Origin of the sequence: Kitasatospora saccharophila (assembly GCF_039529925.1) — a bacterium.
GTDB lineage: Bacteria > Actinomycetota > Actinomycetes > Streptomycetales > Streptomycetaceae > Kitasatospora > Kitasatospora saccharophila.
Map to the genome: position 1 here is coordinate 25,780 of NZ_BAAANS010000026.1, position 14,629 is coordinate 40,408.

At 74.3% G+C, this 14,629-nt stretch carries 11 protein-coding genes and 1 tRNA gene; 8 read left to right on the plus strand and 4 right to left on the minus strand.

Annotated elements, in window-relative coordinates; genetic code table 11:
- Positions 1–65: 65 nt before the first annotated feature.
- Positions 66–138, minus strand: a tRNA-Arg gene (locus tag ABD345_RS19860).
- 265 nt (positions 139–403) lie between these two features.
- Here ABD345_RS19860 and ABD345_RS19865 point away from each other — a divergent pair.
- From ABD345_RS19865 to ABD345_RS19875, 3 genes are all read left to right on the plus strand, one after another.
- Entirely contained in the window at positions 404–1,426 is a 1,023-nt protein-coding gene (locus tag ABD345_RS19865) for a hypothetical protein (RefSeq protein WP_344553687.1), read from the plus strand.
- 108 nt (positions 1,427–1,534) lie between these two features.
- Positions 1,535–2,296, plus strand: coding sequence for a polyprenol monophosphomannose synthase (locus ABD345_RS19870; protein ID WP_344553688.1), 762 nt, complete (start codon positions 1,535–1,537; stop codon positions 2,294–2,296).
- 74 nt (positions 2,297–2,370) lie between these two features.
- Entirely contained in the window at positions 2,371–3,285 is a 915-nt protein-coding gene (locus ABD345_RS19875; protein ID WP_344553689.1) for a YhjD/YihY/BrkB family envelope integrity protein, read from the plus strand.
- A gap of 83 nt (positions 3,286–3,368) precedes the next feature.
- On the opposite strand, the gene ABD345_RS19880 is transcribed toward ABD345_RS19875, so the two are convergent.
- A complete protein-coding gene (locus ABD345_RS19880; RefSeq protein WP_344553690.1) occupies positions 3,369–5,642 on the minus strand; it encodes a serine hydrolase in 2,274 nt (757 codons plus the stop codon).
- Between the two features lie 300 nt (positions 5,643–5,942).
- Between ABD345_RS19880 and ABD345_RS19885 the strand changes: the two genes are divergently transcribed.
- From ABD345_RS19885 to ABD345_RS19895, 3 genes are all read left to right on the plus strand, one after another.
- A complete protein-coding gene (locus tag ABD345_RS19885) occupies positions 5,943–6,671 on the plus strand; it encodes a GOLPH3/VPS74 family protein (RefSeq protein WP_285736124.1) in 729 nt (242 codons plus the stop codon).
- A gap of 338 nt (positions 6,672–7,009) precedes the next feature.
- Positions 7,010–7,867 (plus strand): helix-turn-helix domain-containing protein, encoded by an 858-nt coding sequence (locus tag ABD345_RS19890; protein ID WP_344553693.1) that lies wholly within the window; start codon positions 7,010–7,012, stop codon positions 7,865–7,867.
- Positions 7,864–8,070, plus strand: coding sequence for a DUF397 domain-containing protein (locus ABD345_RS19895; RefSeq protein ID WP_344553695.1), 207 nt, complete (start codon positions 7,864–7,866; stop codon positions 8,068–8,070). The genes ABD345_RS19890 and ABD345_RS19895 overlap by 4 nt, the downstream gene beginning before the upstream one ends.
- A gap of 91 nt (positions 8,071–8,161) precedes the next feature.
- Here ABD345_RS19895 and ABD345_RS19900 read toward each other — a convergent pair whose 3' ends face one another.
- The gene (locus ABD345_RS19900; RefSeq protein ID WP_344553697.1) at positions 8,162–9,268 is read right to left on the minus strand and encodes an ADP-ribosylglycohydrolase family protein; all 1,107 of its coding nucleotides are present in this window, start codon (positions 9,266–9,268) and stop codon (positions 8,162–8,164) included.
- Positions 9,269–9,462: 194 nt separating this feature from the next.
- Here ABD345_RS19900 and ABD345_RS19905 point away from each other — a divergent pair, with 194 nt between their 5' ends.
- The gene (locus ABD345_RS19905) at positions 9,463–10,557 is read left to right on the plus strand and encodes a tyrosine-protein phosphatase (protein WP_344553698.1); all 1,095 of its coding nucleotides are present in this window, start codon (positions 9,463–9,465) and stop codon (positions 10,555–10,557) included.
- Here ABD345_RS19905 and ABD345_RS19910 read toward each other — a convergent pair.
- Entirely contained in the window at positions 10,554–13,157 is a 2,604-nt protein-coding gene (locus tag ABD345_RS19910) for a bifunctional FO biosynthesis protein CofGH (RefSeq protein ID WP_344553700.1), read from the minus strand. The two genes, ABD345_RS19905 and ABD345_RS19910, sit on opposite strands and share 4 nt — an antisense overlap.
- A gap of 187 nt (positions 13,158–13,344) precedes the next feature.
- On the opposite strand from ABD345_RS19910, the gene ABD345_RS19915 reads away from it, so the two are divergent.
- Positions 13,345–14,541: a LolA family protein gene (locus ABD345_RS19915; RefSeq protein ID WP_344553701.1), complete on the plus strand. Its 1,197-nt coding sequence runs from the start codon at positions 13,345–13,347 to the stop codon at positions 14,539–14,541.
- The last annotated feature ends 88 nt before the right edge of the window (positions 14,542–14,629 follow it).

Sequence of the window (14,629 nt, forward strand, 5' to 3'; positions counted from 1 at the left end):
ACGACGAAGGCCCCGGCCGGAGGATGGAACCTCTCTGACCGGGGCCTTCCCCGTTGGTCGCGCTGTGCCCCAGACAGGAATCGAACCTGCGACACCGGCTTTAGGAGAGCCGTGCTCTATCCCCTGAGCTACTGAGGCGGGCAGTGCGGCGCAACCGCCCCACAGCCTAGCGGATCGGTTCCGCCGGGAGCTCCTCCCTTTCCCCGGCCCCCGTCGCGGGCGGGGCGGCCCGGCGAGCCTGCGCTCCTGCCCCGGGTGGTCGCCGCCCGCCTGCCCGCCGGACGGGACGGCTCCTGACGGTGCGTCAACTCTGGGGTACGAGGAGGCCGTCCTCCCTGCGGTGGAGACCGCTCCTCCCGGTGGCCGATGCCTCCCGGCCGCACCCCGCCCCAGCATGGACGGCATGACCGGTACGGAGGCCCCTGACCGCACGGGCGGCGCGGACGGCACGGCGGCGCCGCACCCGGAACGCGCCCCGGGCTGGGCCCGCCGGGCGGCGCCGGCCGCCCTCGTCGCGGCCCTCGGCTACGGCCTGCTGCAGACCTGGTGGGCGCTGGGCCACGCCCCGTCCTTCGGCCGGTTCGGCACCGACCTGCTGCTCTTCCCGTCCTGGGCGGCGGTGGCCCTGTGCGCCGCCGCCGCGGGCCTCGCCCTCGGGCTGCACCGGGCCACCGGGCCGCGCGCCCCGCTGTTCGCCGGGGCCGCCGCGGTGAGCGCGGCCCTGCTACTGGGCTGTCCGTTCCTGCTGCTGGACGTGGTGGGGCGGCTGCTGCCCGGCCTGCACATCCCGTTCTCGGCCGCCGGGTCCGCCAGCCGGGTCTGCTGCTGCGCCGTCTCGGTCCTGCTGGCGGCCGCCGCCGTCGCCCACCGCCGCCGCCACCGGGGCGACTGCCCGCGCTGCGGGCGCACCGGGGAGCGGCTGGTGCACGACCCGTCGGCCCGGTTGCCGCGCTGGGCCCGCTGGGCGGCGTACGGGGCGGTGGCGTCCTGCTGGCTGCGAATCGGGGCGCAGTACGGCCTGGGCTTCGGCGGGCCGGGCCGGGCGGGCGCCGCCGGGGCGCTCTCGCTGGCGGCGTTCGAGGCCGGTTTCCTGCTGGCCGGCACCGTCCTGCCGCTGGCCCTGGTGCACCGCTGGGGCCGGGTCCTCCCCCGCCGGCTGCCGCTGCTCGGCGGCCGGCGGGTGCCGCGTCCGCTGCTGCTCGGGCCCGCGGCGGCGGTCTCGGTCGGGCTGCTGGTCTACTTCGGCGTCGGCATCGGCCAGTTGGTCGGGGAGACGGTCCACCCGGTGGAGCACCCCGGCGCGCTGCCGCTGTCCTTCCTCTGGGTGGCGATGCCCGCCTACTGGCTCTGGGGCCTCGGCCTCGGTCTGGCCGCGCTGGCCCACCACCGGGCCACCCGGCGCCCCTGCCGGGGCTGCGGGCGCTGACCCCGGCCCCGCCGGGTGGCCCGGGGCAGCCCTCCCGGTGGCCTACCGTGGAAATCGCGCGCACCCTCCGTGCCGCTCCGGTCAGCCGCTCCCGAAAGGCACCCAGCTGTGAGTTCCTCCCCGGAGACCCCGTTCGCCGGTCTCGGCAAGATCCTGGTGATCATCCCGACCTACAACGAGGCCGAGAACGTCGAGCGGATCGTGTCCCGAGTCCGCGCCGCCGTCCCCGAGGCGCACGTCCTGGTCGCGGACGACAACAGCCCCGACGGCACCGGCAAGCTCGCCGACGCGCTGGCCGCCGAGGACGACCAGGTGAAGGTGCTGCACCGCAAGGGCAAGGAGGGGCTCGGCGCGGCCTACCTGGCCGGGTTCCACTGGGGCATCGACGCCGGCTACGACGTGCTGGTCGAGATGGACGCGGACGGCTCGCACCAGCCGGAGGAGCTGCCCCGGCTGCTGACCGCGCTGCGGAGCGCGGACCTGGTGCTGGGCTCGCGCTGGGTGCCCGGCGGCGCGGTGGTGAACTGGCCGAAGTCCCGGCTGCTGCTGTCCAAGGGCGGCTCCACGTACTCCCGGCTGATGCTGGACGTGCCGATCCGGGATGTCACCGGCGGCTACCGGGCCTTCCGCAAGGAGACCCTGCTCGGCCTCGGCATGGACCAGGTCGCCTCGCAGGGCTACTGCTTCCAGGTCGACCTGGCCTGGCGCGCGGTGAAGGCCGGGTTCAAGGTCGCCGAGGTGCCGATCACCTTCGTGGAGCGCGAGCACGGCGCGTCGAAGATGAGCCGCAACATCGTGGTCGAGGCGCTGTGGCGGGTCACCGCCTGGGGAGTGAACGACCGGATCGCGAAGCTCACCCGGAAGAAGTAGGCGGCGGGCTCCGCCGCCGCGGGCCGGGTGACGATGGAGCTTCCCGGCCCGGCGGCGCTTGCGGAGGTTCCGACGTGACAGAGTCACTGCGACGAGCGGAGCAGGATCCCGCCCCCGGCTCCGGTCCCGGCCGGTGGGGGTCGGCGAAGCAGCGGGCGGCCCGGCTCACCGAGTCCGCCAAGGGCGCCCCCGAGCGGATCCCGCTGGTCGGCCGGGCCGTCAGCAACCTGATCCGGGTCAACCTGCTCGACAACGCCACCCGGCTGGCCGCGCAGGCGTTCCTGTCCGCGCTGCCGGCCCTGTTCGTGGTGGCGGTGTTCGCCCCCGCGACCCTCAAGCACAGCGTCACCGGCTCGCTGCGCGAGCAGCTCGGCCTGCAGGGCCCCGCCCAGCAGCAGGTCCAGCAGCTGATGAACACCCAGGTCGACGGCACCACCCAGAGCATCGGCGCGATCGGCGCGCTGGTCACCCTGGCGTCCGCGACCGCGCTCAGCCGGGCCCTCCAGCGGGTCTGCGAGCGGGCCTGGGAGATGCCGAAGAACAGCGTCCGGGTGGCCCTGTGGCGCTGGGTGGTGTGGCTGATGGGCTGGCTGGTGTTCCTGGTCGTCCAGGTCCCGATGCGCAAGGGCTTCGGCGCCGGCCTGTGGCTGGGCGTCCCGCTGCTCTTCCTGGCCTCCACCGGCGTGTGGTGGTGGACCCAGCACCTGCTGCTCGGCGGCCGGATCCGCTGGTACCCGCTGCTGCCCGGCGCCCTGCTGTGCGGCGTCGCCGAGGTCGGCCTCGGCATCGCCTCGAAGGTCTACCTGCCGCACGCGATGAGCGCCTCGGTCACCAAGTTCGGCCCGTACGGGGTGGTGTTCACCGCGCTGTCCTGGCTGATCGTGCTGTTCACCGCCGTCACCCTGGCCCTGGTCCTCGGACGGGTGGTCTCCGAGGAGCCCGCCGTGGCCCGCTACCTGGGCACCCGCGGCGAACCCGGGCGCTGGTAGGCCCGGCCCGGCAGCCGGAGGGCCCCGGCTCCCGCCGCTCGTGCGAGCGGCGGGAGCCGGGGCCCTCTGCCGGTCCGGGCGGCTCAGCCCAGGCGCAGCAGGCGGGCGCCGATGGACGCCGGGGCCAGGTCGGACTGCAGGGTCACCGGGACCTCGACGCGGCCCTCGCCCTCGCCCGCCGAGAGCGTGCCGACCTGGGTGCCGGCCGCCAGGGTGTGGGCGATCTTCCCGATCGGGGTCAGGGTGACGTGCGCGGTGACGCCGTTCCAGCCCGCGACGGTCAGGTCCTTGGTCGCGACCACCGGCACCTTGCCGCCCACGCCGTCGTCCACGTAGCCGACCACCTCGCCCTGCTTGGCCAGGGTCTGCCCGGCCAGCGCGGACTGGGCGGCCACGTTGATCCGGTCGCTCGGCGGCTGGGCGGCCCGCACCAGGCTCATCTCCTCCTTGGTCTGCGGCTGGCCCAGCGTCACGCCCAGGACCATCCGCGGCACGCCGCCGATCTCCTTGACCGCCGCCCACATCAGGCAGGACTGCGCGGGCGTGGACGAGCCGGTCTTCACCCCGATGTTGCCGTTCCGGCCGAGCAGCGCGTTGGTGTTGTAGACCCGCTGCCCGTTGAACCGGGTGTCCGGCTCGGCGACGATCTGCCGGAAGATCTCGATCTGCATGACCTTCTCGGCCAGCTTCAGCTGGTCCTTCGCGGTCGACTTGGTGTCGTTGTTGTACCCGGCCGGGTCCGCGTAGGTGGTGTTGGTCATGCCGAGCTGCGCGGCGGTGGAGTTCATCTTCTTCAGGAACTCCTCCTCGCTGCCCGCGTCCCAACGGGCCAGCAGCCGGGCCACGTTGTTGGCCGACGGCAGCATCAGCATCTCCAGCGCCTCGTACTCGGTGAGCTGCTGGCCCTCGGTCAGCGTCACCGTCGACTCGTCGCCGTTGCCGGACTCCTGGGCGGCCTGCTTGTCCACCGTGAGCGTCGGGCCGCTCTCCCCCTTCTTCAGGGGGTGCGCCTGCAGGATCAGGTACGCGTTCATCACCTTGGTGACGGACGCGATCGGCACCGGCTTCTCCTCCCCCGACGCCCCCAGGCTGCCCACGCCCAGCACCTCGGCCGCGGCCTGCCCCCGGGTCGGCCACGGGATGTTCGGCTGCTCCCCGGCGAAGGTGAACGAGTCCGCCAGCGAGAGCTTCGCCTGCGGCGTCGGCAGCGGGCGCAGCAACTGCGCCGCCACCACCACGCCCAGCACGAACGCCACGAAGACGCCCCAGATCGTCACCCGCTTCAACGCCCGCCGCAGCGGCGAGACCGGACGGGCGCTCAGCGCCTTGAGCGCCTCCATCGCCTCGATGGTGCTCTCCGGCCCGGGCGGCGGCGCGGCGGGCGCGGGCGCGGACGGGGGCCCGGGCGGGGGCGCGGAGGCCGCGAGGGCGGCGGGCACGGCCGGGGCGATCGACAGCGGCTTGGTCTTGGCCGGGGCCGGAACGGGCTCGGTCCTGGCCTCGGGCGCGGCCCCGAACTCACCCTTGGGCGCGGCCTCGGCGGCGCTCCCGGGGGCGGCGGGCGCACCCTCCTTGGGCAGCCGCAGCATCACGGTCGGCTCGGGGCGGCCCTTGTCGACCCGCAGGGTCATGGTCGGCTCGGGCTTGGCGGCGGGCGCGTCCGCCTTCTCCTCCGCCTTCTCCGCGTCCGCATCGGCGTCCGTCTCGTCCGCGTCCGCGTCCTCGGTCCGGGCGGGCAGCCGCAGCATCATCGTCGCCTGCGGACCGGCCGGAGCGGCCGCCGGCTCCGACTCCTCGGCGTCCTCGTCCTCGTCAGCGTCGGCCTCGGCCTCGGCCTCGGCCTGGGGCAGGTCGGTCAGCCGGAGCATCATGGTCGGCTCGGGCTTGGCGGCCGACGTGTCCGCCTTCTCCTCCGCCTCGTCCTCGGCCTCGTCCGCCTCGTCCTCGTCCGCATCCTCGGCCTGGACGGGCAGCCGCAGCATCATCGTCGCCTGCGGGCCCGCCGGAACGTCCGCCGGCTCCGGTTCCGACTCCGGCCCGGCGTCCTCCGCCTCCGCCTCCGCGTCCGCGTCCGCGTCCACGTCCTCGTCCTCGTCCTCGTCCGGCTCCCCGGCGGGCGTCTCGGATTCCGGTGCGTCCTCGTCCCGCGGAGTGGGACGGGGGGTGGTGAGGGCGGCGCTGGACTCGGGGAGGTCGGCGGGGAGGCGGAGGTCGGTGGTGCGGGTGTCCGCATCGCGGACGCGCAGGTGGACGGTGCCGCTGCCCGCGGCGCTCTCGCCGGGTTCGCGCGGGGTCTCCTCGGTCTCGGCCGACCGCGTCTCGCCGTCTCGCCGCTCGCTCTGCGGGGACTCGCCCACGTAACCCACTCCTCCTCGTCCGCCCGGCACCGCCGGTCCGATCACACAAGCTGGTTTTTTTCGGGTGGGTTCTCGACCCGGCCCGGCACCTGTACAGTCTCCGGCACTGAGCCCGCGAAGGCCCGTCGCACCCCACCCGACCGGCGGTTTTCGCGCACGGCACGCGTTCTTTCCCGCTGGGACGCGGAGCCGTCGGACAACGGTTCCAGCGTGCCCGGGCAAGGTCACGATTCGGAGGCGTACTCGACAAGCCTGTGTGAGAGGCGTCACCCTGTCATTCATCCACGCGGGGAGGCTTGGATGGGCAGAGGCCGTCGAACCATTCCTGAGGAGCTCTTGTTGCTCGCGCTGGACCCGGCCACGGGTACCACCGCGCAGCCGCAGACCCTCGACCTCGGACTTGCCGGGGCGCAGCTCGTCGAGCTGTCCCTGGCCGGAAGGATAGTCCCGGACGGGGACCGGATCGCCGTGGTGGTACCACGGCCGACCGGTGACCCGACCCTTGACCACGCACTGGAACTACTGCGCCGGCGCGGCAGCCCGGTGCGCGCCGCGCACTGGATCGGCGGTCCGCGGCTCGGCCTGCGGCAGACGTACCTGGCGCACCTGGAGCGGTGCGGCATGGTGACCGCGGTACCCGGCCAGGTGTGCGGGGTGCTGCCGACGACGCGCTACCAGGCGTCGGACGACTGCACCAACGCGGCGATCAAGCAGCGGCTGGACACGGCGATCCGCACCGGCGTGCCGCCGGACCCGCGGACGGCGGCGCTGGCGGCGCTGGCGCACGCGGTCGGCCTGGGCAAGCACCTGTACCCGGGCAACGAGGGACGGTCCTCGCGCTCCCGGCTGCGGGACCTGATCAGGTACGACCCGCTGGGCGGGATGGTGGCCCACGCGGTGATGGACGTGCAGAACGGTCTGCCCGCCCAGCAGCAGCAGGGCAGGTCGGCGCCCGCGGGTTCGCGCGGTCCGGCCGGTCGTCCCGCCGCCGCGGGGCGCAGTGTGGCCAGTCGGGTGGGCGCGCGATGAGCGGCGCACGCCGTTAGCGTTCGGTTCGGCAGGAGGGCGGGCGGCCCGGTGCGATGCACCGGACCGGCCGCCCTTCGGCGTTCCGGGGCGCGTCCGCCGGGCAGCGCCCGGGGCCGGACGGTCCGTCAGGGGGCGCGTAGCGCACCGGATCCCCTTTATCGGGTAGGCGCGCCGAATGCAAGCGGGCGAATCCCGATTGAGCTATTTTCAAACGATCTGTTCTACTGCGCTGCCGCGATTCCCGGGCACGAACCGCAGTTGAAGTGGCATGCTGCTCAGCGTCAGGGGGGTTGGTACCAATTACCGCACTGTTGCCCGTAGTAGGGCCGGAGGTCGATGTGTCCGCCAGCGTGAATCCGACGGTTCGCCGCCGTAGGCTCGGTGCCGAACTGCGGCGTCTGCGCGAGCTCAGGGGGATGACCGCCGAAGAGGTGGCCGGCCGCCTGATGGTCTCCCAGTCGAAGATCAGTCGGCTGGAGAACGGCCGCCGCTCGATCAGCCAGCGCGACGTGCGCGACCTGTGCGACGTCTACGAGGTCGAGGACGAGCGGGTCCGCGCCGGGCTGATGGAGATGGCCAAGGAGTCGCGCCAGCGCGGCTGGTGGCACGAGTTCGGGGACATCCCGTACAGCGTGTACATCGGCCTGGAGGCGGAGGCGTCCTCGATCCGGGCCTACGAGTCCTCGTTCGTGCCGGGGCTGCTGCAGACCCGCGAGTACGCGGAGGCCGTGGTGGCGGGCACCCAGCCGGACACCGACCCGACCGCGATCCGCCGCCGGGTGGACGTCCGGCTGAAGCGGCAGCACCGGATCCACGGCGAGGACCAGTTGGGCAGCCTGTGGGTCGTCATAGACGAGGCCGTGCTGCGCCGCCAGGTCGGCGGGAGGGCCGTGATGGCCGAGCAGTTGCGGCAACTCGTCGAGTTGGGCGAGCGGGCGAACATCAACCTGCAGGTGATCCCGTTCTCGCACGGCTCCCACCCCGGCATGACCGGGACATTCTCCTTGCTGGAGTTCCCGGAGTCAGCGGATTCCACGGTCGTCTACTTCGAAGGAGTGACGAGCGATCTCTACCTGGAGAAGGACGCCGACGTCCGCCGCTATACCAATCTCTACGACCACTTGAGGGCCGCGGCGCTGAGCGTCGTGGAGAGCCGGTCGATGATCATCGACATCGCAGAGGAGTTCATGAAATGAGCAAGGCCACCGAGAGCCTTAGCTGGCGCAAGAGCAGCTACAGCGGGGGCAACGGCGCCTGCGTAGAGATCGCGCTGCCGGGTTCGGCCTCGATCGCGGTCCGGGACTCCAAGGACCCGAAGGGCCCGCAGTTGCGCTTCACCGGCGCGTCCTGGGCGGCGTTCGCCACGGCGGCCGGTGCGGGCCGCTTCGGCGAGGTCTGAGCCTTCCCACCGCCACGTGAGGGTGCCCGCCCCCGGCCCGAAACGAAGGTGCCCGCCGCTTCCCGCGCGGCGGGCACCTTCGCGTCCGGCGTCAGCTCCCGCTCGGCGCGGGGTAGCGGTCGGACCAGGCTCCGGTGCCGTGCAGTTCGGGGCCGTGCAGCAGTTCCAGCACCAGGTCGTCGGCGAGTTCCAGGATGGCGCCGCGGCCCTCGACCTCGGCCAGCAGTTCCGGCGGGAGGGCGGTCTCGCCGTGCAGGGCGCCCAGCAGGTTGCCGCAGATCGAACCGGTGGAGTCGCTGTCGCCGGAGTGGTTGACGGCCAGCAGCAGGCCGCTGCGGACGTCCTCGGCGACCAGCGCGCAGTACAGGCCGATGGCGAGCGCCTCCTCGGCCACCCAGCCCTCGCCGAGCTCCTCGACCCGCTCGGGGGACGGCGCCCCGGCCCGGACGGCGTCCAGCGCGGCGCGCAGCGCGGCGGTGGTCTCCTCGTGGCCGGCGCGCTCGGAGAGCAGGGCCAGCGCCAGGTGCACGCCCTCCTCCAGGGTGCCGCCGCGGGCCACCGCGTGGACGATCACCGCGAACGCCCCGGCGGACAGGTAGCCGGTGGGGTGGCCGTGGGTCAGCACCGAGCACTCGACGGCGAGCTGGAAGACCAGGGCCGGGTCCCAGGCGGTGAGCAGTCCGAACGGGGCGGCCCGCATCACGGTGCCGCAGCCCTTGGAGGCCGGGTTGCGCGGCTCCTCGACGGTGGGCAGCGGCCCGTTCTCGGTGCCGGCCAGGCCGGACAGGCAGGCCTGGCCGGGGGCGCGGCGGGCGTACAGCCACTCCTCGCGGCCGAGCCAGCCCAGGTCCTCGCGGCGCTCGTCCGGGCCCCAGTCCTGCTGGGTGGCGTACCAGCGCAGGTAGGCGCGGTGCACGTCGGACGGCGGGTGCCAGGCGCCGCCGTCGCGGCTGATGTGGGAGCGGATCAGGCCGTCGACGGTGAACAGGGTCATCTGGGTGTCGTCGGTGATCGCGCCGCGCCGCCCGTAGGCGGGGACGTAACCGGTCACCCCGGCCTCGCCGTGCGCCGCGCGGATCTGGTCCAGCTGCTCGAACTCGATGCCGCCGCCGAGGGCGTCGCCGATCGCCCCGCCGAGCAGACAGCCCCGGACCCGGCTGCGGAAGTCCTGCTGCTGGGCGCGTGACCACAGAGGCATCACGAGGCGGAACCCTTTCGGTCGGCGGCACGGTCGGGCGCCCGGGACGGGTGCTCGGGCAGTAGACGCACCTTATTCGAAGAGCCGCGCGAAAAGGCGGTCCGCACCGAACATCGATTCGTTCAACCGTCCTTGGCCGGGCCGACATCCGCAGGTCACCGGGCACCTGGTCGGTGTGCCTACGGTCGGCGTCCATGAGCTCCCCCCGCACCCGGCTGATCGCCGCGGCCGCCCTCACCGCCGCGCTGACCGTCACCGTCCCCGCCCTCGCCACCCCCGCCCTCGCGGCCCCGTCCGCCAACTCGGCGCAGCACTCGGCGCACGCGATCCCGTTCACCGCCGCCACCGCCGTGCAGCAGGCCGACGGCAGCTTCGCCCTCAGCTGGACCGCCCCCGGCGCCCGGCACGTCACCGTGTACGCGGGCACCGACCCGGAGCACGTGGCGCACCGCCGGGCCGTCGCCTCCGGCGCGGGCAGCGCCACCGTCACCGTCTCCGGGCTCGGCGCGGCCGACCGCTGGTACTTCGAGCTGGTGCCGGACCGGGGCGCGCCGCTGGTCGTCGCCGACCGCTCGCTGCACCTGGCCTCCGCCCCCAACTTCCGCGACCTGGGCGGCTACCGGACCGCGGACGGCCGCTGGGTGAAGCTCGGGCAGGTGTACCGCTCGGACGACCTGTCCAAGCTGACCGACGAGGACCTGGCCAAGCTGCGCCGGCTGGGCGTCCGGACCGTCTTCGACCTGCGCACCCCGGCCGAGCGGCAGGCCGCCCCGGACCGGCTCCCGGCGGGCGCGAAGGCGATCACCGCGAACGTGCTGGGCGCCGCCGACACCGGCCAGTTCAACGTCACCAGCCCGCAGGCCGCCGTCGACATGATGGTCCTCGGCGAGCGCACCATGGTCTCCGCCGACAGCGCCCGCGCCGCCTACGCGCAGCTGCTGGGCGCCGCCGACGACCGCGGCGCGGTGCTGTTCCACTGCACCGCGGGCAAGGACCGCACAGGCTGGGGCGCGGCCGCCCTACTCACCGCGCTCGGCGTGCCGCAGGAGACCGTGCGGGCCGACTACCTGGCGTCCAACACCTACCGGGCGCAGGCCAACGCGGCCGCCCTGGCCCAGCTGCCGCCCGCCTACCAGGCGGTGTACCAGCCGCTGCTGGACGTCCGCCCCGAGTACCTGGCGGCGGGCTTCGACGAGGTGAAGACCCGCTACGGCAGCTTCGACGCCTACCTGAAGAAGGGTCTGGGCGTGAACGCGGAGCAGCTGCGCCGGAACCTGCTGGTCGGCTAGTCGGCCAGCGGCAGCAGCCGGGGCAGGTGCCCGTCGGAGGCCAGCGCGGCCGCGCGGCGCTCGGCGGGCACCTCGCCGTACAGGGTGGTGCGCTGGCGGGCCGGGCGGCCGGCCAGCGCGGCGATCGCCTCCAGGTCGCGGACCGACTTGTAGGAGCCCCAGGAGGAGCCCGCCATCCGGGAGATGGTCTCCTCCATCAGCGTGCCGCCGAGGTCGTTGGCACCGCTGCGGAGCATCTCGGCGGCGCCCTCGGCGCCCAGCTTCACCCAGCTGGTCTGGATGTTGGTGATGTGCGGGTGCAGCAGCAGCCGGGCCATCGCGGTGACCGCCCGGTTGTCGCGGGCGGTCGGGCCGGGCCGGGCGATGCCCGCCAGGTAGACCGGCGCGTTGGTGTGCACGAACGGCAGCGTGACGAACTCGGTGAACCCGCCGGTGCGCTGCTGGAGCCCGGCGAGCAGCCGCAGGTGGCCGAGCCAGTGCCTCGGGGTGTCGACGTGGCCGTACATCATCGTCGAGGAGGAGCGGATGCCCAGCTCGTGCGCGGCGGTGACCACCTCGACCCAGGTCGCGGCGGGCAGCTTGCCCTTGGTGAGGATCCAGCGGACCTCGTCGTCGAGGATCTCCGCGGCGGTGCCGGGGATCGAGTCCAGTCCGGCCTCCCGCGCGGCGGCCAGCCAGTCGCGGACCGACAGGCCGGTGCGGGTGGCCCCGTTGACCACCTCCATCGGCGAGAAGGCGTGCACGTGGATGCCGGGCACCCGCTCCTTCACGGCCCGGGCGATGTCGAAGTACGCGGTGCCCGGCAGGTCCGGGTGGATGCCGCCCTGCATGCACACCTCGGTCGCGCCGACCTGCCACGCCTGCTCGGCCCGCTCGGCGACCTGCTCCAGCGAGAGGGTGTAGGCGTCGGCGTCGGTGCGGCGCTGGGCGAAGGCGCAGAACCGGCAGCCGGTGTAGCAGACGTTGGTGAAGTTGATGTTCCGGGTGACGCAGTAGGTGACGTCCTCGCCGACGGTGTCGCGGCGCAGCTCGTCGGCGATCCGGGTGAGCGCGTCCAGGGCGTCGCCGTCGGCGTGGAACAGGGCCAGGGCCTGGTCGTCGGTCAGCCGGGTCGGGTCGTCGGCGGCGGTGGAGAGCGCGGAGCGCACGTCCGCGTCGATCCGGCGGGGGGCGGGCAGCGCGGCCCGTTCGCGCAGCGACTCCCAGTCGCCGTAGACGTCGTCGAAGTCGGTGCGGCGGTCGCCGGTGCGGCCCTCGGTGTCGACGGTGCGGAACAGGTCGGTGCGGCCGCCGCCGGTCATCGGCTCGTCCGGCTCCTGCCAGGGCAGGCCGACCGGGGTCCGGCCCTCGACGGCCAGGCCGGTGGCCGGGTCGGCCAGCGCCCGGACGTGCGGCAGCAGGCGCGGGTCCAGCCAGGGCTCGCCGCGCTTGAGGTACTCGGGGTAGATCGTCAACCGCTCGCGCAGCGCGAACCCGGCGGCGGCGGTGCGTTCGGCCAGCTCTTCGACGTGCGGCCAGGGGCGTTCCGGGTTGACGTGGTCGGGCGTCAGCGGGGAGACGCCGCCCCAGTCGTCGATGCCCGCGCCGATCAGCAGCGCGTACTCCTCGTCCACCAGGTTCGGCGGGGCCTGGATCCGGGCGGACGGGCCGAGCACCAGCCGGGCCACCGCCACCGCCGCGGCCAGCTCGGACAGCTCGGCGTCCGGCATGGCGCGCATCGCGGTGTCCGGCTTGGCCCGGAAGTTCTGCACGATCACCTCCTGCACGCCCTGGTAGGCGCGGGAGACCGAGCGGATCGCCAGCAGCGACTCGGCCCGCTCCAGGTACGTCTCGCCGATGCCGATCAGCACGCCGGTGGTGAACGGCACCGCGCTGCGCCCGGCGTCCTCCAGCACCCGCAGCCGGACGGCCGGCTCCTTGTCGGGCGAGCCGTGGTGCGGGCCGCCGGGCTCCGACCAGAGGCGGACGGCGGTGGTCTCCAGCATCATGCCCATCGACGGGGCGACCGGCTTGAGCCGCTGGAAGTCCGTCCAGGACAGCACGCCCGGGTTGAGGTGCGGCAGCAGCCCGGTCTCCTCCAGCACCCGCACGGCCATCGCCCGCACGTACGCCAGGGTGTCGTCGTAGCCGTGCGCGTCCAGCCACTCGCGGGCCTCGGGCCAGCGGGTCTCGGGGCGGTCGCCGAGCGTGAACAGGGCTTCCTTGCAGCCGAGTTCGGCGCCCTTGCGGGCGATGTCCAGCACCTCGTCCGGGGACAGGTACATCCCGTGCCCGTCCTTGCGGAGCTTGCCGGGGACGGTGACGAAGGTGCAGTAGTGGCAGCGGTCCCGGCACAGCCGGGTGAGCGGGATGAACACCTTGCGCGAGTACGTGATGACGCCCGGGCGGCCCGCCTGCTCCAGGCCCGCGTCCCGGACCCGGGCGGCGGTCGCGCACAGCTCGGCGAGGTCCGCGCCGCGGGCCTGCAGCAGCACCGCGCCCTCCGCCGCGTCCAGCGCCACGCCGTCCCTGGCCCGGCGCAGCGCCCGCCGCATCGCGGTCGCGGTCGGGGCGGCGGGCACGGACGCGGCCGGGGGCACGGACGGGGACTGAGGACTCATGGGCCCGACCCTACGCGAGAGGCGTAGCCCCTTGGGACTAACCGACCCTGATGGCGTCTCAGGGTCGCCGCGCACCGGATGCGACGCGAGGCGTACCCGGATCTGCTGCCCCCGGGCGACGCCCGCACGGCCAGGACGGCTTCTAATGGACGGTGACAGCGCACAGGCACTCGATCAGGGGGCGGTCATGGACCACGACTCCACCGCAGCACAGGACACGGCGCCGATCCGCATCGCACCGCCCGAGCCGACCGCGCCGGGCACCCGGCCCCCGAAGCGGCGCGCCGCCGTCCGGGTGGGCGTGCCGGTGGCCGTGGCCGCCGCCGTCGCCACCGGCATCGGCCTGGTGCCCGCGCTCGCCAGCGACGAGGCGCCCGACCTGCCCGCGATCAGCGCCCAGGACCTCGTCGCCAAGGCCCTCGCGGCGGACACCGACACCTTCTCCGGCACCGTCCGGATCAGCGCCGACCTCGGCCTGCCCACCGCCCTCACCGACGCCGCGGGCGGCTCCGGGCCGCTCGGGCGGCTGGCCCGCGGCGCCGGCGCGGAGGTCGGCGGCGCCGCCCCGCAGCTGAAGGCCGTCGAACTGCTCGGCGGCTCGCACACCCTGAGCGTCGCCGCGGACGGGCCCGACCGGCAGAAGGTCGTCCTGGCGGGCGACGGCTCCGGGTACGAGCTCCTCCACGACGGCACCCAGCTGTGGGCCTACGACCGCGCCTCCCGGCAGGCGCTGCACTACACCGCCCCCGCGGCCGCCGGGCACGAACGCCCCTCCGGGATCGACTCCTTCACCCCGCAGGAGGTCGCCGGGCGCTTCCTCGCGGAGTCCTCGGCGACCACCGACGTCACCGTCGGCGGCACCGAGCGGGTCGCCGGGCACGACGCGTACCGGCTCAGCGTCAAGCCGAAGCAGGCCGGCTCCACCATCCAGGAGGTGCGGATCTCGATCGACGCGGAGAAGGGCGTGCCACTGGCCGTCCAGGTCCGCACGGTGGACGGCGCGACCGCGCTCGACGTCCGCTTCGGCACCCTCTCCTACGCCAAGCCCGACGCCGGGACGTTCCGGTTCGCCGCCCCCAAGGGCACCGAGGTCACCGAGGCCGGCGCCGACGCGTTCTCGGCCGGCCCGCTCTCCTCCGCCCTGCCCGAGCGCCCCGCCGCGAACGACGGCGGCGCCGCCGCGATCGGCGAGGGCTGGACCACGGTCCTGCACGGCGACGCGGGCGCCGACGCCGCGGGGGCCCTCGCCAAGTTCGCCGGCCGCCACGTCGACGGCGGCACCCTGGTCTCCACCCGCATCGTCAACGCCCTGGTCACCGACGACGGCCGGATCTACCTCGGCGCGGTCACCCCGGAGACGCTGCAGAAGGCCGCCCGCAACTGACGAACGGCGAGAAGGGCATTCAGGGGCCCGGGGAACGGCGGGTCGATGCTGCTGGTGGCCGGAGCCCATCGATGTGTCCGTGCTGCTG